This is a genomic window from Paenibacillus sp. 01T424, assembly GCF_056398745.1.
Window position 1 is genome coordinate 34,250 of record NZ_JBFTPZ010000046.1, and the last position, 26,523, is coordinate 60,772.

Here is a 26,523-nt window from a genome sequence, read left to right on the forward strand (position 1 = left end):
AGGAGTGTTTTCTCTCATGTCAATTATCGTTGATGTATACGCACGCGAAGTGCTTGATTCCCGCGGGAATCCAACTGTAGAAGTAGAGGTTTCTCTTGAGTCTGGCGGCAAAGGCCGTGCAATCGTTCCATCCGGCGCTTCCACTGGCGCATACGAAGCTGTTGAGCTTCGTGACGGCGACAAATCCCGTTACCTTGGTAAAGGCGTTTTGAAAGCTGTTGAAAATGTTAACACTGAAATCGCTCCTGAAATCATTGGCCTTGACGCTCTTGATCAAGTAGCTATCGACCGCAAAATGATCGAGCTTGATGGTACTCCAAACAAAGCTAAGCTAGGCGCTAACGCGATTCTAGCTGTATCGATGGCAGTAGCTCGCGCAGCTGCTGACGCTCTTGATGTACCTCTTTACACTTACCTTGGCGGATTCAACGCTAAGACGCTTCCAGTTCCGATGATGAACATCATCAACGGCGGCGAGCACGCTGACAACAACATCGACGTTCAAGAATTTATGGTTCTTCCTGTTGGTGCTGAAAGCTTCAAAGAAGCGCTTCGTATCGGCGCAGAAATTTTCCACAACCTAAAAGCAGTATTGCATGATAAAGGCCTTAACACAGCTGTTGGCGACGAAGGCGGCTTTGCTCCTAACCTTGGTTCAAACGAAGAAGCAATTACAACAATTATCTCGGCTATCGAGCGTGCAGGCTACAAGCCAGGCGTTGACGTATTCCTAGGTATGGACGTTGCTTCCACTGAGTTCTTCAAAGACGGCAAATACGTGCTTGCAGGCGAAGGCAAATCGTTCACACCTGCTGAGTTCGTTGACCTACTTGCTTCATGGGCTGACAAATACCCAATCCTTACAATCGAAGACGGCTGTTCTGAAGACGATTGGGATGGTTGGAAATTGCTTACTGAGAAGCTTGGCAAAAAAGTTCAACTCGTTGGTGACGATCTGTTCGTTACGAACACTGAGCGTCTATCCGATGGTATCGACAAAGGCGTAGGTAACTCTATCCTTGTAAAAGTTAACCAAATCGGTACGCTTACTGAAACTTTTGATGCAATCGAAATGGCTAAACGCGCTGGTTACACAGCAGTTATCTCTCACCGTTCAGGCGAGAGCGAAGACAGCACAATTGCTGACATCGCTGTAGCTACAAACGCTGGCCAAATCAAAACAGGCGCTCCTTCCCGTACGGACCGCGTTGCGAAATACAACCAATTGCTTCGCATTGAGGACCAACTTGGTTCGACAGCTCAATATGCTGGCAAATCAGCTTTCTACAACTTGAAACACGTAAAATAAGACGCATTTAGCGGCTTATATAGAAGGGTATGCCTCATCAGGCATATCCTTCTTTTTTTTTCGCTCATACAGGACATAATAAGAGGGTAAAGCATCAACGATTAGGCGGTGTGTTTGATTGGCGAAACCTGTTATAGGCATTCAAATGTATTCTCTTCGTGATCAAACGGAGATCGATTTTTTGTCCACCCTGGAGAAGGTAGCCAAAATCGGCTATAAAGCGGTAGAATTCACAGGGTATTTCAAAATGCCGGCCAAAGAGTTGAAAAGCAAGATGGATGGACTCGGATTAATTGCCCCCTCCGTTCATGTACCTTTGAATTTTAGCGATACCAAGCAATTGGAGTCTGATTTTGAAGGACAAATTGAATATGCCATGGAGCTTGATGTGACTTATATTATTACGCCTTGGTCGCCGCTTCCTGAACTTCCGACAAAGGATAATGTGCAGTATTTAGTTGATGTTTTCACAAAATGCGCAAAACAGGTGAAGGCAACAGGTATGCAATACGGCTACCATAATCATGATTTTGAATTTAAGCTGGTGGAGAAGAAGCCTATTATCGATCAAATATTGTCGGATGTTCCAGAGGAGCTCTTGCAGATGGAGTTTGATTTGGGCTGGATTTATATCGCTGGTTATAAACCAGCTGATTATTTGAAGAAATATAAGGGACGGGTTCCTTGCGTGCATTTGAAAGACTTTTTGAAAGGGCGGAAGGATGCAGAAATCGGCAAAGGCGAGGTAGGTTATGATGAGCTGTTAAAAGAGCTTGAGCCTGCAGGCGTTAAGTATATGTTTGTGGAGCAGGAGCAATTTAGCTCAAGCTCCCTTGATAGCGCAGCAAATAATTTTAACTATTTGAAAGAGCATGGCTTTGCGTGAACAGCGAGAATAAGGCCTGTCCTATTGTAATTTGTGCCCATCTATGGTACACTCGATTTATGTGTTTCTACGGAGCTCCTATGCTGGAGGTGGAATGAATGGATATCATATTGAAAATCGTGCTTGTTATATTTTCTGTCGGCCTTATTGCTGTCGTATTGTTGCAAAAAGGTAAGAGTGCAGGCTTGTCCGGAGCGATTACGGGTGGCGCTGAGCACCTTTTCGGAAAACAGAAAGCGCGCGGTTTGGATTTGTTCTTGCAACGTTTGACAGTTGCTCTTGCAGCTGGTTTCTTCATATTGGCGCTTGTTGTATCTTACTTCGTAAAACAATAACGAACACACACGCAGAAAGCGAGGATATTCCTCGCTTTTTTTGTATTTTCATCATATTCACGGATGCTGGGCTTCCATTTCGTGTATACTACAAGTTATATGATAATCTATCAACCTGCTGCAAATGGCGCTAGAGCAATACGGCAGGTTTATGAGGAGAAAAACTAATAATGATTAATTACGAGCAGGAACTGCTTGATTTTATGAGAGAGACGGCGTATAAGCCGATGACGTACCAAGAGCTTGAGAAACATTTTGGTATCGTAGATGCAGTGGAGTTTAAGGAGTTCCTTAAGCTGCTGAACAAATTAGAGGATGAAGGCAAAATCATTCGTACGCCAAATGATCATTACGGCGTGCCGGAACGAATGAACTTATTGCGCGGCAAGCTGCAATCGCATGCCAAGGGCTTCGGTTTTCTAATCCCGGATGAGAAGGATCATGGAGATGTGTATTTGCACGCCAATGATTTGAAGAGCGCAATGAATGGAGACATCATTCTGGTTCGTGTCACTTCGAGAAGTGAGCATGGAGGCCGGATGGAGGGCGAGGTCGTCCGTATTGTAGAACGTGCCGTTACGCAAATCGTAGGAACGTTCGAGGATCACGAGGTTTATGCTTTTGTCGTGCCGGATGATAAACGGATCAATCGGGATATCTTTATTCCAAAAGGCGGCTATCAAGGTGCTGTCTCCGGACAGAAGGTTGTCGTTAAAATCGTTTCCTATCCAGAAGGGCGTTCTGCTGCTGAAGGGGAAATTGTCGAAATTTTGGGACATAAAAATGATCCCGGTGTCGACATCCTGTCGATTATTCGCAAGCATCAGCTGCCAGAGGGCTTTCCTGATGAAGTAATGAGAGAAGCTGAAGCGGCACCTGATTCCATTACAGACGATGAGATTGTGCAGCAAGGCAGACGAGATTTGCGCGATGAGGTCATCGTGACGATAGATGGCGAGGACGCAAAGGATCTAGATGATGCGGTGCATGTGAAGCGTCTGGAGAACGGCAATTATTTGTTAGGTGTACATATTGCCGATGTCGGCTATTACGTAAAAGAAAATTCAGAGCTCGATCAAGAAGCATACCTTAGAGGCTGCAGCGTATATTTGGTGGATCGCGTTATTCCGATGCTGCCGCATCGTTTGTCGAATGGCATATGCTCGCTCAACCCGCAGGTTGATCGTCTGACGCTTTCATGTGAAATGGAATTTGATGCGGCGACGCTTAAGCGTGTACGTCATGATGTGTTTACGAGTGTGATTCGCACGAAAGAGCGTATGRCCTATACGAATGTGAAAAAAATATTGACTGCAACGGAAGAAGAGCCGCAAACCGAGTTGAAAGAACGATACGCCGGCTTGCTTGATATGTTTGGCTTGATGGAGGATCTAGCGATGCGTCTTCGTTCAAAACGAATGAAGCGCGGAGCGATTGACTTCGATTTTCAAGAGTCTAAGGTTATCGTGGATGAGAACGGCAAAGCGGTTGATATTGTGAAGCGCGAGCGTTCGGTAGCGGAGCAAATCATCGAGGAATTTATGCTCGTGGCGAATGAAACGGTGGCCGAGCATTTTCACTGGCTTCGTGTGCCGTTCCTGTACCGGATCCATGAAGATCCGACACAGGAGAAATTGCTTAACTTCGTTCAGTTTGCAGCAAACTTCGGTTATGTTGTGAAGGGTAAAGGCAATTCCATTCATCCAAAAGCATTGCAAACGCTGCTTGAGGACATTCGCGGCACGAAGGAAGCGACCGTTATTTCCACGGTGATGCTTCGTTCAATGAAGCAAGCGAAATACGATGCGGAGAGCTTGGGGCATTTTGGCCTTGCAGCTGAGTTTTATTCACACTTTACATCCCCAATTCGCCGCTATCCTGACTTGGTCATTCACCGTATCATTCGCGAGGTGCTTGATGGCAAAGGCCAGTTGACAGAAGCGAGACATGAGTCGCTAACGGCAAGGATGCCGGAAATTGCGCAGCATTCCTCGGAACGTGAGCGTGTAGCGGTTGATGCAGAGCGTGACACAGAGCAGTTGAAAAAATGTGAATTCATGCTCGATAAAGTGGGCGAAGAGTTCGAAGGCATTATTAGCAGCGTAACGAGCTTCGGCATGTTTATCGAATTGGACAATTCGGTCGAAGGATTAATTCGTTTGAGCGACATGTCTGATGATTACTATAACTTCCATGAGCAGCATATGATATTGGTCGGCGAGCGTACGTCCAAAGTGTACCGAATTGGCGATGAAGTTAAAATTCGCGTTACTCGGGTGAGTATGACGGAGCACACGATTGATTTCGAGCTTGTAGATATGAAGCCGCGCAGCGGCTATAAAGGCATACCAAGCAGTGGTTTTGGCGGCGGCGAACGCGGCGGCAAAAAACGCGGTGGTTTCGGTGATCGCAATCGCGGCGGCAGAGGCGAGCGCACAGGAAGTGCGGGCGGCAAAGGTCAAGGCGGTGCAGGTGAGGGCAACCGCGGAAGAGGCGAGCGCGGAGCGAGCGGTGCTGGTAAGGGCCAAGGTGGCGCAAGCGAAGTTTACCGTGGCAAAAACGAGCGCGGAGCAAGCGCGGCTGGCAAAGGCCAAGGCGGTGCAGCCGAAGGTTATCGTGGTAAAACGGATCGCGGTGCAAACGCGGGAGGTAAAGGTCAAGGCGGTGCAGCCGAGGGCGGCCGCGGCAAAGGTCGCGGAGGCAAAGGCGGACGCGGCGGATTTGGCGGCGGCGTCGATCGCAGCGTGGTTGGCATTGTCGAACAGGCCAATCCATGGCGCATCGATGCACCTGATAGCGGGCGCGGCGGCAAGCGGCGCGGACGTGGAGGCGAAGGCGCAGCCGGAGCTGGCGTGAACGACGGTGGAAATCCGGCGGAGCGTGGGCCGGGGCAAGAGGCGGATTTGTCGCCGGGCAACGGTAGAGATTCATCGCGCGGGAACAATGCGCGTACGGATATGTGGGGCCTGCCCATCCGCAATAGCGGCGGGCCAGGCGGAAATGGTCGTGGAGCCGGGCAGCGGCGGAGCGATGGAAGTGGCGGCGGCGCGAAGCGGCGGCATACGCCGCAGGGCGGCGTGGTCGGTAGCGAGCGAGGCGCGGAATTGCCGAGCGTGGAAGGCAGCGGCGGCGATGCGGTGAAGAGCAAGCGGAAGAAAAAAAGCGGAGGCGGCGGTAACGCCACAGCTGCTTTTGTCCGGAAAAATCGCAAATAAATAAGGGCGGCGACTTCCGTTCTATGGCATAATTGGAAGTCGCCGCGATCTGGGCAATTTGGGAAAATATATTTAAGCTCGTCACTTGCATTTTAATTCTGGGTATAGTACACTCAAATCAATCGATAATATGAACCTGAATTCACATATTGAAAAGGGTATCATTATAGTCATGAAACCCTTTCCAATGTGTGAATTTTTTGTTTAAAGACAAACCAGGCGCATATTAATATTATTTTTTTGGAGGTTTTTACACATGCAACAAGGTACAGTTAAATGGTTTAACGCAGAAAAAGGTTTCGGCTTTATCGAAGTTGAAGGCGGCAACGATGTATTCGTACATTTCTCCGCAATCACTGGCGAAGGCTTCAAAACTCTTGAAGAAGGACAACGCGTAGAATTTAACGTTGTTCAAGGCAACCGTGGACCACAAGCAGAAAACGTTGTAAAGCTGTAATAGCTTACGAACGTTGATAAAACCGCCTTTGACCTTTTAGGTTGAGGGCGGTTTTTTTGTGCATAAAAGGAGCTTCTGTTTTGTTTCTTTATAGGAATTCGTTAAGTAATTGACGGGCATGACGAACGAGCATTCCATCGATAGGAGAATCTGTTCCACCGGTTCTAACACCAGTTCCGAGATGAACGGCTTGTGCTCCGGTAGATTTTATAAAGGCAGGCAATGAAGGAACCGATAGACCGCTTCCAGGGAGTATGGTAACAGTATGTCCAATACTTTGTTTAACCAACCTATTAATTTGATCTGTTGCTTCAAGAACGCTCGGTTTACCGCCTGAGGTAAGTATCCATTTGATTTGAGGGTATTTTAGGAGTGTGGCTAACGCCTCTTCTTGGTCAGGTACCTCATCAAATGCTCGGTGGAAGGTAACAGGACGATCACCGGCAGCTTCCAATAAACTTTCTAAAGCATCTGTATTAATAGTCCCATCAAGCTGAAGCGTGCCTAAGACGAACGCATGAACGCCTAATGTACGCATTCTGATCATTTGAGCAGTCATTTCACTAAGATCTGCCTTATCGTAAACAAAGGACTTGCTATGAGGCCTAACCATCGCATGTACGGGATATACTTTAGTTATAGGTGTGTGATTAGCTTGCTCGAGCCGTTTTAACGCCTCAAGCACCGAAACCGTAATGTCCTCTTGTGGAGTTAGTCCACCTTCTTCAAAGGCGGATATAAGCTCTACACGGTCCGCACCGTGCACTACAGCTGTAACCGCTTCATCTGCAGTAGTAGCAATGATTTCAAGCAGCATGGGAAATCTCCTTTTTGGGCAGGGCGACAGAGCGGGATGCTCCGTAGCCGCCTTGATTTTCGTTGTTAAAGTTGTTACAATGAACACCAGTATACGTGCAACCATTATTTTAGCTTAATTAAGTCGAGGTGACTAGCATGGGTAAGAAGAGTGACGGCAAGCAGCTCGCCCAGAATAAGAAAGCTTCCCATGACTATTTCATTGAGGAAACGTTCGAAGCTGGCATGGTGCTTTTGGGTACAGAAATTAAATCGCTGCGAACAGGTCGTGCAAATATTAGTGATGCATTTGCTACCATTCGTAACGGCGAAATTTTCATACACAATATGCACATTAGTCCGTTCGAGCAAGGAAATATTCACAACCCTACCGATCCAACGCGTGCTCGCAAGCTGTTGATGCACAAGATGCAAATTCATAAGCTTCTAGGCTTATCCAAGCAAGAAGGTTATGCTATTGTACCCTTGAAGATTTATGTGCGCAATGGTTACGCGAAGTTATTGATTGGTCTCGGTAAAGGTAAGAAGCAATACGACAAGCGCGATAGTGCAGCTAAACGTGATGCTCAGCGTGATATCCAGCGCGTGCTGCGTGAGAAACAGAAGGTTTCTAACTAAGGTGTAGATTTCCATGGCAGCAAGCGACCATGATTGCCAATAACAATTGTGCACGGAAGCAGCTGATTCGTGGTATACTAAGACAGTAGCAACGGCAAGACAATCAATAAATGCAAGTGCATTCGTGCTAGACAATCGGAACAGCCTGCTTGGTCAGATGCTGATCCTTAATCCTAAAGCTTCAATTGAGCTAAACGTTAGTGTGGATCTACTCTTTGGAGTAGTGTTAATCTGCAGCTAACCGTTTATGCAAAATTGGGGGCGTTTATGGATTCGACGGGGATTGTACGAGCGCGGGTTGCGGGTAGCGGGGAGTCGTCCGCTTCATCAACGCTAAAGCCTATTAAACGGCAAACAACAAACAAACTACGCTTTCGCAGCCTAAGAAACTGTGTGCGTGCTTCTACCCAGCATCGTCCATGTGACTGGATTAGGGGCTAACAAGTAGTGGAATACGCTGTCTCATCTCCGCCTGCGGTGAGCTGAAGAAGACAATCAGGCTGACCTTAGCGAAAGCCGGTTACGGGGCGTTTGCTTGGGTGACATCAAAACTGTGACTACACCCGTAGAAGCCTGAGTGGCGTGATCTTCGGACAGGGGTTCAAATCCCCTCGCCTCCACCATGAAAACCCCGACCGTGTTAGGTCGGGGTTTTGTTATACCTACCATTTGTAGACCAGTCGTAGACAATGTGAAAATACAAGTAAGGTTTGTTACTAAGGTTGTAGACGAGATGTCTACATAACTGAGCAGAGATCGTACATATTAAAATGATCAATCGCTTCTAAATACCGTCAAACTAATTTATGGAAATTAAGGTTCGATGTCTGTATAATAAACAGTAGTTGTACCAATACTGTTTTTACTCGGAGGATAGAAATGAACTGGGAAAACATAAATAAGTTTCTTGAGATGTATACTCAGCATAAGCATTATCATATCCTATTTGATAAGTATAAAATCAAAAAAATAGCATCTAACCGCGCAATGGCAAAAATACTCTTCAATGCTGTAAATGATAAAGGAGTACTGTTTTCAGCAATCTCGCATGAAGCATTTGATGATTGGTTTACCCATCATCAAATTGACGGAAATAATTATACTTTTGTTTATAATCTAAAAGATAAGCCAAGGGCAGATTTATTGAAAAATAATTATGATAATCGACAATCGTTAATTAAGCTTAATTTAACGGATATTAATCCCGATAATGAATCTGAGGATTTGGATTCAGTTATGCCAAACTTAACGGAGATTACTTTGATTGGTATTCACAAGGATGAGGTTAATAATAAATATACTTTTTCTTTTATATCTCCGTGTGTTGTTAACGGAAAACGTCCTGATGGTAGTGCGAGATTTTTTAAAAAAATATTCTTTACTCATTGCGTAGTTTCAAGTGATACTTATGATTGTAAAATAATATTCAATCCAACAGCAAACCTTGAACATGTTAATGGGATGGCGAAAGCTAAACGTTCGGATTGGACTTCTATCGCTGGTATGTTTTTTCAAATTTTAAAGACTTATATTGGCGACATAAAAATAACAGCACCATTGTGGATACCGAAAGGGCTAAGTCGTTTTGTTGAAGAAGCAACACGCCATAATAATCCAATTATTACGGAGCACTCGTTTAACCTTCAAGAAAAAATTGTTAATTTTGCTTCAGATCTATTAGCAGAAGCAGGTCTTGATCCAGTTAAAGATAATGCGATGCAAATGAAATTAGTTCAGGATATTCAAGTTTCATTTGAAGCTCAACTAGTGGAAAAGTATGGTGTAGTTCAAGAAGAGTCGGAGAACTTTGAGATATACCGACAGCGTTCGGATGGTTTGACTCATACGATTGATGTAGAATCAAGAGAACATGGCTTACTAGGGTCAGCTGCTCAAGCGGCTAAAAGATCCAGAGGTGATGGTGATATTGATTTGCTTGGAATTAATTTTAGAAGAGATGACCGTTCTTATAAGTTCTTGGTTGAGCAAGGATCAGACGCGTACTTAATTAGAGGTACTAATACTTTTATTGAGGAAGAGGTGGTGGACATTGTCATCCGTAGACTTAACCAATATCGCGATGAAATTCAAACTGCCGAATTCTGTATTATCGGAGGTGACGAAAGAGCTTCTCTCGCTTCGTCCGAGTGATGTTATTACAAAAACAAAACTGGCTACTGGAAGCCAATTAGACGTTAAGTCTGCAGAGCAGGTTTTGATTGAGCTGGTCAATGAGGGTATTCTTCAAATGATCTTTGCTGTTAATTGCTCCAATGAAGATGAGCAACATGTCTTACTTTTTGAGAACGTGGAAAGTCTGTATCAATCTCAAAACAAACATTGTCCTTACTGTGAGTCACTTATGGACTTTAAAAACGTTAGAGTTGGCTTCAAGAGGAAACAATGATGAACATAAAGGATTTTTCTGAGCTTCAGGAAGTACTAAAAGGGCTAGATGATAATTTTTTTTGGAAGCTCTTAGAACCAGAGGATTGCGATAGAGTTTCGTTCATGATTGATAGAATTGAAGAATCCAAGACTTGGGTCAATAGAAATCAAGAAAAGGGTGCTATTCTAGAGGATTTTGTAGTTTTCCTCTTTGAGAGATTCCAAGGAGCTACTGTTAAGAAAAATCTCCGAATTGCAGATAATGAGACTGATGTTGAAGTAACGCTTTCTGATTTAGCTCTCAGCGAGTTCATGAAGCGATATATGTTCCCAAAAATAATATGTGAGTGTAAAAATAAAGCTAGTAGTAGCGTAGATGTTGGTATGGTAGCTAAACTAGCTGAGCTATTACCACTGCGGGAATCGAACTTAGGTATTTTTTTCTCGATAAAAGGAATAGGTGGAACTGGATGGCGCTTTGGAGAGGGGAAAAGGAAAAAGATATTTAATAGGTTTAGAATTCCTATTCTTTCTTTCCGAGTTGAAGAACTACGGCAATTACTAGCTGGTAGAAACCTCTTAACGATGATTAAAGAAAAATTGAATAATTTAATTGATGAAGTAGATGAAGATTCACCAGATGTACCTGATTTAAGTCATATGGAATATAGTAAAAGAATGAAGTACATCATAACTCATCTGGAGCAGTGTTCCTTGTTGAATAATGTGGAGGCTGAATCAATTCGAAGTAGAATTGATTTCCGATATGGAAACACCGATTTAGAATAACTTTATAATTTCAAATATGTATGGTTCTATGGTTGGGAAAAAGATTTAAAAATACAAAATTATTTCAAACCACCAGTATCAGTTCTGGTGGTTTTTATCGTGCGGTTTTAATCAATTCATTGCCGTTAATGTCTAACAGTTCGAATGCCTTTTCGACCATCACCTTATCTTGATCATAAAGGTGGCTTGCTTTTTCAAGAATGCCGCTTTGATGGGCAACATGATTCAATTGTTGAACCATGAATTCAGAGTTACAGAGAGCGACCACTTTCTTGCTGTAGATAGTTAACTCTTGCTGAAACAGAATTGCTCGTTCTGAAACTTCGGGAGAGTAAACGACCGCTTCTCCATCCGAAGCCCTCATATCACGATGATCTACTAAGACACTCAATTCGTCTTTTCCGTAAGCAGAACAAATTCCAAGCAACGTTCTAGACATGGAATCTACATTAATTCCAGTCAGTAACCCATGCACCTGAAAACTCAAAACCTTTTTCTCGTTATCAAGATGATATTTGAATCGTTCCAAGAAGGGAACGGTAAAGTCTTTTTGTAAATATGCTGGATTTGTTGAAAAGCGTTCGCTAGAGAATAAATACTCAATGGTCACATTTAGTGCGGCAGCGATCCTTTCAATATTAATAATGCTTACATTGCGATCTCCTCGCTCAACCGAACTGATATAAGTCCGATCCAATTGAGCTCGCTGAGCAAGTACTTCTTGCGACATGCCCGAGCGCCCTCTGAGCTCTTTAACACGACTCCCGAACTCTAATCTTATATCCACAAACAAAATCCCCCCCAATCATAACCATTTCTATATATATTCATTATCGGAAAGATAGGTCTTAAGGTGTAGATTATTTTCAGTTTTCAGTATATGTGACTCATAGTCCGTAGAAATAGGAAAAGACTACTATTACTATTAATCTAAATATAAAAATAAGAGCGGAGTCGATAAGGGAAATCCTCATCGCTCCGCTCTGCATTAGTTTCATTATTGTTCATCTTTAAGGTTCTTATATTCAGCTTCAACTAGTCGAAAGAAGTCAGAAGGCTTTATCTTTAGCCCATCACAAAGTTCAAAGATTTTGCTAACGGATGGTTCGTTCCTGCCGACCTCGATCATCGAGATATAAGAACGATCCACTTCACAAAGATCAGCGAGATCTTCTTGGCTTAATCCTTGCTTCTTTCTTATACCTGCAATGTGTTTACCGATGATTTTTTTTATAACAATGTTTTGATCACTCAAAGGGAGAAACTCCTTTTAAGACCATTATCAATCTGGTATAATGACCAACAACAGATAAAGTATTCAACAAATAGTAAATTATTTACATAAACAATAAGATTACATTTAGAATGTCCGTCAATATGGTTATGTAGAACATCCGTTCTATGTAAATGGTGCTTTTCTGTTCCTTAATGGCTTTGCTAGTTATTTTCTGGAATATAAGCGACATCGAACGATTCAACACATTGGGGTAGATATAAAACATAGAGAAGCCAGAGTATGCGAAAAATCAAACTGAGTAGTACGGAGAAAATGTTGAGCGGAAGTTGAACTGAAACGCTTTCCTCCTTCTTTCTGTCCACTCCACTCGACTTGTAGTATTCGCACCGCCACAGTAACCATAAATTTATCGGAGGTAATTAGTCATGGTGAAAGTAAGAAAGCTCTCGTTAGTAATCAGTGCAGCTCTTATAGCTTCCACAATAGCGACAGGCGGTACAGTTTCCGCCAAAGGCAACGGGGATGCGGTAAGCTTCCTCTCCGCAACACAGTCGTACAAGGATGTTAACGTCACGATAGATGGCAAGCTACAACAGTTTGACCAGTCTGCAATCATCAAAAACGGTAGCACTCTTGTTCCTTTAAGGGGTGTGTTTGAAGCATTAAAGGCTGAGGTTGCATGGGATCAAGCAACTAAAACAGTAACGGCAACAAAAGGTTCAACCGTCATTGTACTGACAATCGGTAAATCAACAGCCACTGTTGACGGTAAGCAAGTAGCTCTTTCAGCTAAAGCTGAGGTGATCAATGGTTCAACTATGATTCCCTTACGATTCGTAGCCGAAGCCCTTGGAGCGAAGGTTGGTTGGGATGCATCTACCAATACTGCAGTAATCACGAGCAAGGGTGCGACTACTGAGTTACAAACAGTCAATGGCATCAAGGTACTCTACGGTAAGCACACATATGGTTCCAAGAACCAGAAAGAGTACGACATGGTAATGGAGATTGTTAATAAGAAAGTAGCGACTATTGACTCTGTTCCGCTTGATGTAAGTGGACGCTATGAGCAAGAATTCAACGACTATCTGTATAAGGGTGACCGAGCAGAAAATTATCCTGAAGGATCATACGAGTATAGGGGACTAAAACTTGCAAACGTGAAATTCGGACCACTTCTAGCTGCTGGGTTAACTGTTGATGAAGTTGTCCAAGCGTATAAAACTTCATTAATGGCAGCTTCTTTCATGGGCGATGTCACAAATCCGAGAAATGGTTCACCTAAGTCAGCATATGATAACTTAGTTAATAAGATAAGCGACTGCGATAGTGATGCCTATGTTTACTCTGCGGTATTTGACGCTATGGGGTATAATTCAGCAGTCATAGCGAGTACTAATCATGCCGAAGTAATAGTTAAACTTGGTGATACTTGGTACGGAACTATGGGTGGCGATTTCGGTAAAATAAGTGTAGCTAAGGCTTTAAAGGATGGGGCGCACATGTTGTCTCAACCAACTTACGGTTCAGAGCTTAAAAAGTAGTGTTAACTGTTTCAAACTATCATTCTATGTAATTCTATTCATCATAAATTCGGAGGTAACAGTCATGGGTAATAGCAGCAGTCGTAGGGCAAGCAGGCTCTCTGTTTTAGTCAGTGCAGCAATGGTCGGTGCTGTTTTAGTAGCAGGTGGTACAGTCTCGGCAAAGAGTTCAGGGCATAAGTTGACCATTCTCTCTGCCACTCAAGAAGGGAAGTTGGTCAACGTCACCATAGACGGAGCACTTCAAAGGTTGGACCAGTCTGCAATCGTCAAGAATGGTAGCACTCTTGTTCCGCTTCGTGGGGTATTCGAGGCTTTGAAGGCTGACGTTAAGTGGGATCAGAAGACCCAAACGGTAACCGCAACAAAAGGTTCTTCTATAATCGTACTTACAATCGGTAAGTCAACAGCCACAGTTAATGGCAAGATCGTGACTTTATCTGCTAAAGCTGAGATCATCAATGGATCAACGATGGTGCCATTGCGCTTTATTGCAGAGGCATTGGGTGCAAAAGTTGAATGGGATGCAGGAACTTATACTGCTTTAATCTCCAGTAGTGGGGGTAGCAATGTAGTAACGCCACCTACGAAGCCAGTTGAAGAGAGTGCAGTAGTGAATGGTATTAAGGTTCTCTACGGCAAGCATACATACGGCTCTAAGAACCAGAACGAGTATGACTATGTAATGAAAGTCGTCAATGAGAAGATCGCAACCATTGATACTGTTAAGCTTGATCCAGGTGGAAAGTACGAAGATCTATATGAAGCTTACCTTTATAAAGGAGAAACAGCTGACAAATACTCTTATGGTTCTAGGGAGCATAGAGGTTTAACCTTAGCACATGGATTATTCTCCCCTTTATTAGAGGGAGGCTTGGCAGTAGATGAGGCTGTTCACGCCTACAAAACATCGTTAATGGCATCTTCTTTCATGGGAGATGTAACAAACCCGAGAAATGGTTCTCCCAAATCAGCGTTCGACAATTTGTACAACAAGATAAGCGACTGTGACTCAGATGCACAGGTTTACTCCAGTGTGTTCGATGCAATGGGGTATAACTCAGCTATTGTTGCAGGTACAAATCATGCTGATGTGGTTGTTAAGATAGGGGATTTCTGGTATGGGACTATGAGTGGAGAGTTCCATGAAACTAACATCAAGGAACTACTGAAAGATGGTAAGACTATGTTGGTTCAACCTACGTATGGTGCAAATTTCAAGAAGTAGAAATTTCTCAAACTGAGACAGTGTCCTTAAACAGGCACTGTCTTTTTATTTTGCCACAATATTAGTGATTTCTTAAATGACAAAGATGGGAACTATAAGATATAAGTTACTGACCTAGATTATGCTCTCCTAGCTGAAAGTGATCAGTTTCTATATGATCTAAAGTATGTCGGTATGCTTCTCCCAATAAAAAGGTGAGTTAATTTTTCTGGTATGTATATTTAATTGGCTTGGTTCACTACGAGAGCGGAAATAGTCGTTATTATAGCAATTCAGCTGATTTTCATGGTGTTGGCTCGGTGCACCGTTTTCACTATCCCCCGAGTTCTGCTTCCTATAAGGGGTAGATTTTAGTGCAAACTAATCGGCTTATTCTTGACTGTATAAGGCTAGACGCACTTGGCGTGAAGGCGACTCGAAGGTAGGGGCGTGTTTTTTGTTTATTAAACCATGTTGTATCTGCAGAAAAATATGGATTCCCAGATGTATTGTACTTTGATAGAATGGTATCAGAACATGTATATTATGTAGCTTCCTGTCCAATCAGGGGATAATAAGTCATCTTGAGAGGGGTTTATATATGTTAACAGTAGTTAAGGAGCGCCGTAGCGCTAACGTTCAGCCCAAGGAAATGATAAATCCAGTTGAGAATCTATGGTCGGTCGAGTTGTTGTATGGCAAGCACCATGCCTATACCGAACTTACATATGCGGTTAATTTCACCACCAAGCTCGAAGGTGGTGCATCGAAATGCTTTTTAGTAATAGACCTACTGGAAAAGTTCGAGGAGTATCTGAGAGATCTTAATGTCTTCGGTGCGCTTGAAAGATCTGAGTTCCATGCGGTCATCGATTACATAAAGTATTTGAAGGTTAACGGTATCTTTAAGCGTGTGCCAAATCTGCTCAGCGAGCTGGAGGGTTCGTCTGGTAAAGAAGAGAGTCTAGAGTTATTCGAGGCGCTCGAGGATGGTATCTTGTCCGATCTGGATGCATTCCCATCAATCAGCAGCGATGCCTATCAGCATGGCGTTAGCGCTGGGGTAGTCCTGGACACCGAACAGTACATCGAAAAATACGGTATGAATGTGGTTGGTGTAACAGCTGAATTTTTGTATGAAGCTTTATCGTTGGATGGTAGCACCAAGAATGTTCGCCTTCAAGAGATCGTTAGGGGTTGGAAGTCTGAGGGTCAGTTGTTGGTAAAAAATAAGCAGGCACGCTTGCAGGAGCCTATAAAGCCTAATCTTAGCTCGAAAGAGGTCAAGCGCTTCTATATCTTCAAGATTGATGGTCTTGGTCTTGTGTAGTCTCGTGGAGGGGTACAATGGCAGTATCTAATAAATCGTGGAGTTTAAGGTACGGCATCGAACATCCAACTTCATTAATTAGTTATATAGGCGGTAAATCTGCCCTAATTCCAAACATAATTCCTATCATCCAATTCTGCCAAGTTGCGTATGGCCTACAGAGTTTCTACGAACTATGCGGTGGGGGTGCGAGGATGCTCTTAAATCTCCCGCCTAATCTATTTCCACATCGAGTATACAATGATATGGACAGGGGCTTATGTAACTTGTTTGCTTGTCTTGGTGATAGACAATATTTATATGATCTTATGGCATTGCTAGAGGACTTGGGGGTTGGCGAGGATGTTTTTCTTCGTGCCAAATCTGCTAGAGAGTTTGAGTCTCGTATGTTGGCGCAGGGACGCACTGAATGCGAGTTAGACATGGTGACCTCAGCGGCATACATGTTCATCGTTGCAATGCAGTCAAGGGCAGCTGATTGCTCGACATTTGATTCCAGCAGGGTATCAATTCGAAGTAGGCTCAGTGCTTACTTTAAACGAGTTCGTCAACTCCATCAGTTCTATTCCACTTTATGTGATGTAGAGGTGACTCATGGTAGCTGTCTTGAATGGCTGGATGTACTCAGGGGGCGAGATGATGTATTTATATACCTCGATCCGCCATATGCACCCGAATCTATGAAGTTGACTGATCATTATGGGGATCGTTCTTGGTCTAGTATCGATCATGACCTCCTAGTTAATAAGTTATTAGCATCGAATGCGAAAGTGGCTCTCTCAGGATATGACAATGAGTACTACGCTCGGCTTGTTGAAGCTGGCTGGCGGAAACTGTTTTTAAAGACGGTATTCGTTTCCTCGAGCGCCAAGATTGGGCGCTATAATAATGAGTATCTATGGGTAAATTTTGAAGTCTCCGAATCTCTACTAAGTCAGGTTTGTGAAATTGATTATAGTATTTCTTAGTCCTTGAACTGGTTTTAGAACTGCTGAGAATAGTTACATAGACTGGAGTTGCTGGCTCTAGAGCCAGTATAGGTGGCTCCAGTGCCACCTAAAACCTTCAATACCACCAGAACCACTAAGTTGTGCTTTTTGCGATGTCATATGCGGGGGGCACATTTTTCATTTTCTTCTGCAGTTAGGTTGAACTTACGCATATTACGGATGATACATAATATAGTCTCAAGGCAAGGATTACTCGATTCGGAAGTATTAAATTACGACAACATAATCTTGTAAGATCGGTTAGGTCACCTAAACTCGAGCAACTTGCTTTTCCCCCCACACTTATTCCACTTTCAATCCGCTCTCTTTAAGCTCCCATAAGTACAGTCCTACCGTAGCGCCTGCTATCAAATTCTAGATTTCGCTCGCCTAGCTTCATTGCAGGGAATAATTAAAGACACAGTTACTTCTCATGCACTCGCTATGGCAAGGCATTGGTAAATCCCAGAGTTAAGAAGCGTATTCTGATTGTTTAATGGTCTGCCTGAGATAGAAATGCAAAAAACAGTCGGTCAATGGGGCAGTCTGCACATCGTTTTCTGCTTGTATGCCTTGAGGGGTATCGCATAGAGTAGGACTTCATTTCTTCTGTTTGAGATTTTTATAATTTTGGATTTGATTACAGACCTCCTGTATAAGTGTGTGTCTAAGCACGTTTATTCGATATAGAGGAGGGTTTTTCAGTGCGTAAGATTAGAAGGGATTTCGACCGCAAGGTGTTAGTTCGGCAATTAGTAGCCACAGGGGTAGAGTTTCAATTGTGTGTTTTCCATGCGAAGGTTCGGGACAAGGGGCTTTTAATCTCTTGTTGTGGTTTAGTATTTTCGTATTTCTTAGAGTTCTACGAGGGCAAGTGGGATGCGGCTGGTAACTTCTATTTACGTTATCATGCTTCTGAGGATTGGGAGTTGGTTTATGATGGCTTTTGGTTCTATCCACACAACGGCTTGAGCAAGGAGAAGGGCAAGAACATTCGTTTCAAAGGAGAGTATCCTCCATTTGATCGTTCGCTGTCATTGGGTAGGCATGTGATCACGTTTGTTTGCTTCAATGAAGATGGTTTAGATGTTCTGCATACGCTGGGTAGAGATCGCACAGCCATGCTCCGTTGTTTAGACGAGAATCGAGGAAATTTCGCTTATGATAATTTCGAGGTGCAATGGTATAGAACTAAACCGGAAGCCCTCGCTCTTCGTTTAGAGTATCTCGCTCGGAAAAAGCACCGTCTTCGCCGCCGTTGATATCGATTCTAAATAATTTGAACGAGACAGTATGATTGCAGTTGAGGCAGTTCTGCACCCAGACTTTCTTTTTGTTATGAGGGGTATTGCATTACATGGAAACTTTTTATCGGCATGAGTTTTTACTACAGACGATTTTACTCTGAGTATAACTGCGGAAATTCTTTCAGGGTTTTAATTTCACGAGTTTCCTGCAGGGTGGAATGGCTGGTGGACACTGGCTTCTCCGCAAAATAAAAAAATATGAAGATAAAAGAGGGTGATTTATTCAGGGTTTTCTCGGTTTTTGGGTTTGGGTTTTTCAGGGTTTTCAGGGTTAGGTCGCATCATGGAGTGAGTTAGATCGTAGTGTTGTTTCTTCGGGTCTTTGATGTTCTTGGGGTAACAAAAGGGTTTGCTTTCTTGAAGGGGGTTTTGGCGATGTTGCTTAGTAAGGAATTGGTTGAGGAGGTCAAGGAGACCTCGGAACGGTTAGCAGCATTAGGATTGAATTCGGAAGATCTTGATAAGGAAAGGATCGATTTGCTAATCAGAATGGTCGACTACATGAAGAGCCTAGTCTGGTTGTCGAGAAGCAGCTCGAGAAAGAAGTGGGTAGACTTTCTTTCAAGCGGTTATTCCTACCGCAATACTGCTGAAATACATGGAGTTACCATCAAATCGCTGTATGATTCTATCGGGTACGCTGATAAACTACTAAAAAAACGAATCGGTAATGCCTTTGTACTGTTGCAGTCGGGTGACATCTCTGGTGCAGAACGTGAATTCGCTATCGGTACTGGTAGCTGCCCATCGGCAATCTTCGTTCGTGAAGTAGAGGATCGGTTTAAACCAGTCTTTAATGCTGGGGTAGACTTGAGCAATTGCGAGAAGGAACTGCGATTCCTGTCTCGCTTTACACGAAGACACTTCACAATGGTAATGGACTCGTTGGATAGGCAGAAGCTAGAGCATTTGCTGTACATCCTTCTAGAAAATGACCGTTGCTATATGACGGAACGTGGTTATTTCTTCCGTTGTCTAGAAGGTGAGTTAGAGCCTGCTGAGGCTTTAGTTCATTTGCATGATAATTACGTTTATGCCGCACCGAAACTGTCTGTTGATTAGCAGCAGTTGTAAATATACCAATGTTGAGGAGTGATCGTATGGTCGTCAAATTAAATTCACATCCATCTAGCTTCGCTTATAAAGGCGCAGAAGTGTTCATGCCTGGGGTATGCGTTGGTAATCAACTCCATGGTTATTTAATGGGTAAGGGGGTTGAACTTGATCGTATTTTCAAGTTTAACTGCCCACATCTGTATCCGCTGATTGCTTCTGAGGCTGTCAGTAGTTTGGGGTTGAATGGGTATCCTATTGATAGCTGGATCGCTAAATGGCAAGCAGTTTTCTTAGCGAAGGAGGGTATCCATTTGCCTGCTGGTTTTGTAAATGATCTTCGTGAATCTCTTGTTAGCTCTTATTTGTTATCATCCATTCTTTGTGTTGCAGAGGTGAAGTCGGGTGGGCAGTGGGAGTATCTTCTAGTTACCAAGAGTCCTGAGATTCTAATGGCACATGAGTCTAGGTTGACTCCTGCGACTCGGAGTAAGGGGTTTGATCGATTTACCCAACAGCTTTCGACTTCTTACAAGGAGTTGAGTAGCGGTTCTTATGCCACAGTTCGAATGTTTGCGGATGTGGATGGTATCGTTCTTAGCAAGAGGACTTTAGGGACAAGCAGTTCGAGGCACTTGTTTCCCTATTATGCGGTGAACCGCTTTGCTTTACGATTCAAAGACATTCTAAGCCGTCAAAAAGTGCGCTTAACCTATCGTGATGCAGAGGGTTTATGTCCTCCATTAGTAACGACTCTCAACACTACGGTTGTAGCTGCTTGGTTAGGTACGTCACCCTCGGAAGCTGAGTTAGCAAAATGGGCGGATTGGAGCAGCAGTGCTTCTATGGGGTATATGTCGCTTCCTGACCTTTCACAACGTGGTCAGTTTGTATCTGTGCCGATCCTTCACATTGAGAAGATTGAGCGTTGCTAGTGTTTTGTAAACATTGGTTTATGGGACTTATCTATCACATGCCCTTGTTGGGAGTCTGGGACTCCCGATAAGGGTGTTTTGCTGCAATGGGGACGTATAGGGGATTCCGCAAAACTATTGTTACAGGGAAGACTCCAAAGCCTTTCAAACTTGGACTTTTCGGCGGTATTTTCCTTCCCGATAATATGCCCAATTGCTGAGTCCCAATTCCCTGTCGTTGGGAATTCCATATAACCTGCACATTTCTCTATATCGGGGTATTGGGGAAGCATCTATTTTTATATTTATAGACTTCTTAATCGGGTCTATAAAATGGGGATGGAGTGTGGTTGGGATGAGTTCGAGAGTATGGGGATATGTTCGAATAAGTAAGGTAGACCAGAAGGTAGACCGCCAGATTGATCTTTTAATAAATGAGTATCGTATTCCGAAGGAGGACATTTTTGTAGATACAATCAGTGGCACAAAATTCGAGCGTCCTGCGTTGGATGAACTTCAAAAAGTATTGCGTGAAGGTGATACTGTCGTGGTGGAGTCGCTGAGTAGAGTCTCCAGATCATCGCAGGATTTACTGACTATCCTCGCTGAATGGGACAAATCGAATATAACCTTCATCTCCATTAAGGAGAATTTAGATTTTTCATCAACGACAGGAAAATTGATACTGGCGGTCATGGCAGCTCTCTCACAATTCGAAAGGGACACTCTGCGTGATCGTGTACGTGAAGGGATTGCTTCAGCCAGAGCTAGAGGCAAGATCGGAGGAAAGCCCCGCACGGATAGCAAGACTGTTGCGAAAGCGATTAAGTTATACGATTCGGGTACGCACTCAATCAAGGAAATTTGCGAAATCGCTTCCGTTTCAAAGTCAGTTTTATACAGGGAATTGAAGCTACGGCGTGAACGGTCACTGGTTAAGGGTGAAGATGCTCCCAAAAATGAGAGTTAACTTTCACGTCACTATCATTAATCCTGCGTCGATGACCTTATAAGCAATTTTGGAAGCTTTGTAAAATGGTCTATGCCTTGTTGCGTGTGCAAAGGTTTGTTTAACAGGTGGTATAGATTTTTTGTGAGGACAGATATGGAGAAGACGCTCATTCGTAGCGTTATAGCTCTTATCTGTCCTTTTTATTATGGTATCGACTCCATAGGTATGCATATCTGGCTGGGGTCGGTGAAGCAATAAACATTTGGCAGTCGGCTATGCAGCTGGTTTATAGCTATATCGGTTCTTCGTTAGCGGTTCCGCTAAATACTAATTGAGATGAGGTTATTTGTATGAAGGCTGCTTTGTACGTTTGTGTTTCGCCCAAACAAGATGATTGGAAAGAGTTGCTCGACCACCAGAAATTGCGATTGCGTGAGTATGCTTGTGAAACAGGTTCTGAGGTAGTGGAGGTCTACTATGATTTGTTGGGTGGCAAGGAGGGTCTAGAGGTGCTGGTTGAAGATGCTAAGATGGGCAAGTTTGCTGTTGTAGTGGCGATGAGTTTGGAACAATTGCTTAGGGGTACAGCATTTGCTCAAGAACTTCGCTTGGAACTAATGCTGGGCGACCTTCATCTCGTGACATTGGATGGTTTGGTCGACACTTTTAAAGGTGCCGAGTACTTAATTGGAATGTATGACTGGATATATGCACAGAACGACTGGCGTAACGTCTTTGAAGGATTGTATTAGAATTACAAGTTCGATGGACTATATATAGTTAATTATTTAATAACAAACACAACATATAGACGAATATAAACGAAATGATGAAAAAATTGACTCCCCTCGGAATCCATGTTAATACAACATTAAAAGGAATCTAAGTATATAATTACCAAAAAAGAGAGTGAGGATATAACATGACACAAAATAGCTTGCTTGCTATGAATAATGATCGTAAATGCTACACCGTTTCTGAACTTGCTGAGATCCTTCCTCTTGGTAGAAACTCGCTGTACAAGCTAGTAGGAAGAAGTGATTTTCCAAAGATCACAATCGGTCGCAAAATTCTAATTCCTGCTACAGAATTGGATAAATATATTCAAGACCATTTATACGCTGTAATTGACTAGCGGATAAGTAAAGGGGGCATGCATTTAATTGTGCCCCTATAAAAACACAATTAATGAGGAGAGAAGAATATGCCTGCAAGTATACAAGCGATTAAGGATAAGTTTAGGGTAACATTTGAGCATGGGAAGGATCACAATGGTAAACGTATTCGTACTTATGAAACGGTGGCAACAAAGCAAGAAGCAGATAAGCTGAAGACGGAATTTGAGTACAAGGAACAACGATATTTATTGTCCAGCTTTACTAAAATGAAGCTCTGCGAGCTTCTTGAACACTGGATGGATAATCATGTGAAGTATAACTGTGAAGTCACGACTGCATATGGATATCGGAATGTAATTTCTAAGCACTTGGTACCTTCAATTGGGAATATTGAGGTTCAACAACTACAGCCGCCAAACATTCAAGCTTATTACAAAGCATTAATGGATGAAAAAGGGTTATCTCCTAATACAGTTCACAGGCATCATGCCTTATTGCGAAAAGTTCTGGACTATGCTTTAAAGCAGCAATATGTATCTAGAAATGTGGCAGATGCAGTAGCCCCACCTAAAAAGAAGAAATTCACAGGAAAAACCTACACACAAGTACAATTAAGGGACTTGCTTAGTAAAGCTAAGGGTACAAAGCTTGAAATTCCTGTCTTCCTCGCTGGTTATTTGGGTTTAAGAAGGGAGGAAATAACAGGATTAAGATGGAATTATGTTGATTTTGATAATCAGCTTATTCATATTGAGGAGGTTAGAACCAGTGCAGGTAATGAGACCGTCATTAAGGCTCCAAAAACAGAAAAAAGTAGAAGAACATTGCATATGGTGGATGAATTACGTGATCTTCTAATTGCACATCGAGATAGTCAAAATGAGCGGAAGGATTTGCTGGGAGACCATTATAATTTATCGGGGTATGTTGTCGTTCGAAATAATGGAAATGCTGCACGAGTGAACACAGTAACAGAGCAATTTAAAGACTTTTTAGAAAAAAACAATTTACCTTCGATTCGATTACACGATCTACGGCATACTTTTTCAAGTATACTCTACTCAGAAGGTGTTGATCTAAAGGCGATATCGGAAGCATTGGGTCACTCTGACATTGGAACAACAAATAGGATTTATACGCATTTATTTGATAAAACACACAAAAGCACGGTTAGTGTCATGAGCAAGGCGTTAATGTAGTTTAGCAAAAGAGCAGTTGACCATATTGGTTTACTGCTTTTTTGCAATGGCTAAGATGAATCGTAAATAATTTTAGTAAATACGATTTTATGTTGAAGGAGATGAATGTAGCGAAACGAATGTATTAATTAGGTAATATAAGAAAGGAGAAACTAAATTGAATAAAACATATGTATTTATTGATTTGATGCCTGTCAATATAGTTAGTGAGGTAATTGAGATAGGATCAGAAATAGAGACTGATCTAGAACCAGTATATAGAGCTACTAAGAACGAAGTTAATTTATGCATGAAGGACTTCAACTGCCAGATAGAAAACGAGATTGGAAATAAAAAAAATGTTGGTAATTATGCTTGTTCTGTGAATCTTGGTGAACTAGGAAAAGAAAATTTGGCAGCTTTATTAGACAGTCTTGAGGGATTGAGAGTGCATAATCCATATGTAGCTGTTGGTAAATTAAAAACAGATACTGGTTTAATACAACGGGACTCAAAAGATCATATAAATTGGTGGATTTTTCGGGACAGCCGGAATGTTATTCATAGCGATTTCAATCATTACATGAGTGTAAAAGAATTCATAGAGGAGCGGGAAGAGGACCATGATTTCAAATGAAAATATAATGTTCCCAAAAGAAGAAAATATCATCGAAATATACGCAAATTATGACAAGCCCATATGCTTTTTATACCTTGATGAAGGGAAACAATACTTAACCACATTATATCAAATGGATGATACTTACGAGGATTGGCTTCTAATATCAGCTGATTCGATCGTATTAGAGATGCTAAAAAACACACGTTTATCACTTTACAGTTTCATTGCTAAATCAGAAACCATTAAAAAAGTTAGAACAAACCCCCTAGATCAAAACAAAGTGATTGAAACTAATGAAGTGGAGTTCTCGCACTTAAATAAAGAATACCTACCCAATATGGATTCGTATTTGAATGGGAGCCAATTATTTAATCTTAAGTATCACATTGATGGATATATTGTTGAAAATTTAATAAAGGATTATCTAAGTGCTCATGAGTTTCATGATAGTCTAATTAGGTTGGAAAATCAGTTTGTTGATCTAACGTTTGTCGATGCCAATAGTCGTACCTTAGTAGAAACGAAATACTATAAGTTCTCAAAAAATGTAGATTTACTCGCAATTATGCAGCACATAATGAGGCTAATTGAGCGATATAAACTTACGGATAATCTATCGACACGTTTAATTTATAATATAGTTCTTAAAAATCTTAATGAAAACCATGCAAACTTAATGTTGAGCATTGAGGCACTCAACAACAATTTATCTGATTTAGGAAGTATTGATATACGGACTTATGATGTTTACAAACTAATTGAACAGCGTTCGGAGAAGTTTAACTTTTCCAAGCGMAAAATAAACGACAGTGATCTTGAGCAAAAGTGCTAAGTTAATATCCAGATGCAGTGTATCCAGTTCATTGCAGTTCCCTCTATCACTTGTGAAAACTATCAGTAACATTAGTTAATCGACCTATGGGGCAGTTTGCCGTGGCAGTTGCTCTGCAATAAGAGTTGGTATCCGAAGTACAGGACTAAGTAAAACGAAATAAAATATTCATATACCATGTCGTGATTCCTGTCCATTTGTGTAGACATGTCGTAGACAAGGCGACTTTAATAGGATAAAACGCTCTAAAATGAGATGGTACGAAATAAAAGATCAAATCGTCAGAAGCCTTGTGTTACGCGATATTTAGGGATAATATAAAACGAAATAAAATGTGTTGAACCATGGCGGACGCTTGTTCAAATCCCCTCGCCTCCACCAATACCATGAAGAAACCCGACCTCGTGAGGTCGGGTTTTTTGATTTTTTAGTCATGTTAAGAGCATGTCTTTTATTAAAATAACGGGCAGATTAGTTCAACAATATAACATAAAAAATGTTCGAAAACGGATATTTTTTAATTATTATGTAATAGAGAGTAAACAACACTAAATCGAAATTGAAAGGGTGTAGTGTTTTGAGACATAACATAACGGTTCTAGGTTTCATCCTACTCATTGTTTTGATTTTGAACGGCTGTACCGAAACCGTTACTGACACCGTGACAGAAGAGAAGATAAAGGTGATTGAGAAGACTGACCCTGCGTTAACGAAAACGAAGGTAAGAACGGACGGAATGGTTTCTGAAACGGATTACGGGTCTGCGCATCCGTTTAGCCTGAACAGCGAAGTAATGTCGGACATGAAATACTATGAGCGGAGTAAGGTTTCCCGCGGGGATATTGTGGTTTTTAAAAAAAAGAAAAATAAAAACCAAGACACTGATATTGCAAGAGTCGTGGGGCTTCCTGGTGAAACTGTAAGCATAAAGAAGGGCCAAGTCTACATTAACAATAAAAAATTGGAAGCTTTTTATGGCGATGATTCTTCATTCGACTAATGCCACCATGCTAATAATTGGGCTGTTTTTATTGCTTTAGCAATTGAAACATTGGATGCAGCGCTTGTATGCCCCGGTGAACGAAGATTTTTACAGTTTGATCATTCCTTTCCTCCACTCAAAGGCGGAATGCATGTGAACTTGAATAACAATGTATGGGGAACGAACTTCCCGGCTTGGTATGAAGAGGGCGCCTCTTCCGATTCAAACTGCATTTTAGATCATTGATATAGAAGATTTGAATATTTGTATGGTATTAGGCTTGCAAGATGGCCAACACGAACTTGCAAGCTTTTCTATGTTAACGTTAGTCGGTGACTTCCACTGTGAAATATGCTACACTCCGTTCAGCAATATATACATTTGTTGGGGCGGTGAGTAGATGTACTATCGTAAAGCAAATATGAATGATATTCATCAATTGGTT

25 protein-coding genes and 1 other RNA gene are annotated in these 26,523 nt (G+C 42.3%); 23 read left to right on the forward strand and 3 right to left on the reverse strand.

Annotated elements, in window-relative coordinates; translation table 11 throughout:
- Positions 1-16: 16 nt before the first annotated feature.
- The 5 genes from eno to AC1DPK_RS27390 all read left to right on the forward strand — a co-directional run bounded on the left by eno (position 17) and on the right by AC1DPK_RS27390 (position 6,202).
- Positions 17-1,309, forward strand: a complete 1,293-nt coding sequence (gene eno, locus AC1DPK_RS27370; protein ID WP_076270740.1) for a phosphopyruvate hydratase — start codon at positions 17-19, stop codon at positions 1,307-1,309.
- Between the two features lie 118 nt (positions 1,310-1,427).
- Positions 1,428-2,195 carry a sugar phosphate isomerase/epimerase family protein gene (locus tag AC1DPK_RS27375; protein WP_477512240.1) on the forward strand — a complete coding sequence of 256 codons (768 nt, stop codon included), beginning with the start codon at positions 1,428-1,430 and terminating at the stop codon, positions 2,193-2,195.
- Positions 2,196-2,293: 98 nt separating this feature from the next.
- On the forward strand, positions 2,294-2,530 hold the full coding sequence (gene secG / locus AC1DPK_RS27380) for a preprotein translocase subunit SecG (RefSeq protein ID WP_054025946.1): 237 nt from the start codon (positions 2,294-2,296) through the stop codon (positions 2,528-2,530).
- 170 nt (positions 2,531-2,700) lie between these two features.
- A complete protein-coding gene (gene rnr, locus AC1DPK_RS27385) occupies positions 2,701-5,745 on the forward strand; it encodes a ribonuclease R (protein ID WP_477512241.1) in 3,045 nt (1,014 codons plus the stop codon).
- A 256-nt stretch (positions 5,746-6,001) separates the two neighbouring features.
- Complete coding sequence (locus AC1DPK_RS27390; protein WP_028609190.1) at positions 6,002-6,202, forward strand: cold-shock protein; 201 nt, start codon at positions 6,002-6,004, stop codon at positions 6,200-6,202.
- A gap of 88 nt (positions 6,203-6,290) precedes the next feature.
- Here the strand turns inward: AC1DPK_RS27390 and AC1DPK_RS27395 are convergent, their stop codons facing one another.
- On the reverse strand, positions 6,291-7,019 hold the full coding sequence (locus tag AC1DPK_RS27395) for a copper homeostasis protein CutC (RefSeq protein ID WP_477512242.1): 729 nt from the start codon (positions 7,017-7,019) through the stop codon (positions 6,291-6,293).
- A gap of 137 nt (positions 7,020-7,156) precedes the next feature.
- Between AC1DPK_RS27395 and smpB the strand changes: the two genes are divergently transcribed.
- The 4 genes from smpB to AC1DPK_RS27415 all read left to right on the forward strand — a co-directional run bounded on the left by smpB (position 7,157) and on the right by AC1DPK_RS27415 (position 10,813).
- Positions 7,157-7,636, forward strand: coding sequence for an SsrA-binding protein SmpB (gene smpB, locus AC1DPK_RS27400; protein ID WP_076270736.1), 480 nt, complete (start codon positions 7,157-7,159; stop codon positions 7,634-7,636).
- A 257-nt stretch (positions 7,637-7,893) separates the two neighbouring features.
- Positions 7,894-8,259: a transfer-messenger RNA gene (gene ssrA / locus AC1DPK_RS27405) on the forward strand.
- Between the two features lie 256 nt (positions 8,260-8,515).
- Positions 8,516-9,787: a hypothetical protein gene (locus AC1DPK_RS27410; RefSeq protein ID WP_477512243.1), complete on the forward strand. Its 1,272-nt coding sequence runs from the start codon at positions 8,516-8,518 to the stop codon at positions 9,785-9,787.
- A gap of 252 nt (positions 9,788-10,039) precedes the next feature.
- Positions 10,040-10,813, forward strand: a complete 774-nt coding sequence (locus tag AC1DPK_RS27415; RefSeq protein WP_477512244.1) for a hypothetical protein — start codon at positions 10,040-10,042, stop codon at positions 10,811-10,813.
- 94 nt (positions 10,814-10,907) lie between these two features.
- Here AC1DPK_RS27415 and AC1DPK_RS27420 read toward each other — a convergent pair whose 3' ends face one another.
- Both AC1DPK_RS27420 and AC1DPK_RS27425 read right to left on the reverse strand, forming a co-directional pair.
- Entirely contained in the window at positions 10,908-11,600 is a 693-nt protein-coding gene (locus tag AC1DPK_RS27420) for a helix-turn-helix domain-containing protein (RefSeq protein WP_477512245.1), read from the reverse strand.
- Between the two features lie 210 nt (positions 11,601-11,810).
- Positions 11,811-12,068: a helix-turn-helix domain-containing protein gene (locus tag AC1DPK_RS27425; RefSeq protein WP_477512246.1), complete on the reverse strand. Its 258-nt coding sequence runs from the start codon at positions 12,066-12,068 to the stop codon at positions 11,811-11,813.
- Between the two features lie 407 nt (positions 12,069-12,475).
- On the opposite strand from AC1DPK_RS27425, the gene AC1DPK_RS27430 reads away from it, so the two are divergent.
- From AC1DPK_RS27430 to lepB, 14 genes are all read left to right on the forward strand, one after another.
- A complete protein-coding gene (locus AC1DPK_RS27430; protein ID WP_477512247.1) occupies positions 12,476-13,594 on the forward strand; it encodes a stalk domain-containing protein in 1,119 nt (372 codons plus the stop codon).
- A gap of 64 nt (positions 13,595-13,658) precedes the next feature.
- Positions 13,659-14,822 carry a stalk domain-containing protein gene (locus tag AC1DPK_RS27435; RefSeq protein ID WP_477512248.1) on the forward strand — a complete coding sequence of 388 codons (1,164 nt, stop codon included), beginning with the start codon at positions 13,659-13,661 and terminating at the stop codon, positions 14,820-14,822.
- 580 nt (positions 14,823-15,402) lie between these two features.
- A complete protein-coding gene (locus AC1DPK_RS27440) occupies positions 15,403-16,131 on the forward strand; it encodes a hypothetical protein (RefSeq protein ID WP_477512249.1) in 729 nt (242 codons plus the stop codon).
- Between the two features lie 17 nt (positions 16,132-16,148).
- Positions 16,149-17,099, forward strand: a complete 951-nt coding sequence (locus tag AC1DPK_RS27445; protein WP_477512250.1) for a DNA adenine methylase — start codon at positions 16,149-16,151, stop codon at positions 17,097-17,099.
- Positions 17,100-17,824: 725 nt separating this feature from the next.
- Positions 17,825-18,382, forward strand: a complete 558-nt coding sequence (locus AC1DPK_RS27450; RefSeq protein ID WP_477512251.1) for a hypothetical protein — start codon at positions 17,825-17,827, stop codon at positions 18,380-18,382.
- A 420-nt stretch (positions 18,383-18,802) separates the two neighbouring features.
- Positions 18,803-19,489 (forward strand): hypothetical protein, encoded by a 687-nt coding sequence (locus AC1DPK_RS27455; protein WP_477512252.1) that lies wholly within the window; start codon positions 18,803-18,805, stop codon positions 19,487-19,489.
- A gap of 38 nt (positions 19,490-19,527) precedes the next feature.
- The gene (locus AC1DPK_RS27460) at positions 19,528-20,415 is read left to right on the forward strand and encodes a hypothetical protein (protein ID WP_477512253.1); all 888 of its coding nucleotides are present in this window, start codon (positions 19,528-19,530) and stop codon (positions 20,413-20,415) included.
- Positions 20,416-20,749: 334 nt separating this feature from the next.
- The gene (locus AC1DPK_RS27465; RefSeq protein WP_477512254.1) at positions 20,750-21,364 is read left to right on the forward strand and encodes a recombinase family protein; all 615 of its coding nucleotides are present in this window, start codon (positions 20,750-20,752) and stop codon (positions 21,362-21,364) included.
- A gap of 332 nt (positions 21,365-21,696) precedes the next feature.
- Positions 21,697-22,098 (forward strand): recombinase family protein, encoded by a 402-nt coding sequence (locus AC1DPK_RS27470; RefSeq protein WP_477512255.1) that lies wholly within the window; start codon positions 21,697-21,699, stop codon positions 22,096-22,098.
- 170 nt (positions 22,099-22,268) lie between these two features.
- Positions 22,269-22,481, forward strand: coding sequence for a helix-turn-helix domain-containing protein (locus tag AC1DPK_RS27475; protein WP_477512256.1), 213 nt, complete (start codon positions 22,269-22,271; stop codon positions 22,479-22,481).
- A gap of 69 nt (positions 22,482-22,550) precedes the next feature.
- Positions 22,551-23,663 carry a site-specific integrase gene (locus tag AC1DPK_RS27480; RefSeq protein WP_477512257.1) on the forward strand — a complete coding sequence of 371 codons (1,113 nt, stop codon included), beginning with the start codon at positions 22,551-22,553 and terminating at the stop codon, positions 23,661-23,663.
- Positions 23,664-23,820: 157 nt separating this feature from the next.
- Complete coding sequence (locus AC1DPK_RS27485; protein ID WP_477512258.1) at positions 23,821-24,279, forward strand: hypothetical protein; 459 nt, start codon at positions 23,821-23,823, stop codon at positions 24,277-24,279.
- A complete protein-coding gene (locus AC1DPK_RS27490) occupies positions 24,266-25,096 on the forward strand; it encodes a hypothetical protein (RefSeq protein ID WP_477512259.1) in 831 nt (276 codons plus the stop codon). Before AC1DPK_RS27485 ends, AC1DPK_RS27490 begins: the two co-directional genes overlap by 14 nt.
- 577 nt (positions 25,097-25,673) lie before the next feature.
- Entirely contained in the window at positions 25,674-26,096 is a 423-nt protein-coding gene (gene lepB / locus AC1DPK_RS27495) for a signal peptidase I (protein ID WP_477512260.1), read from the forward strand.
- Positions 26,097-26,523: the final 427 nt, after the last annotated feature.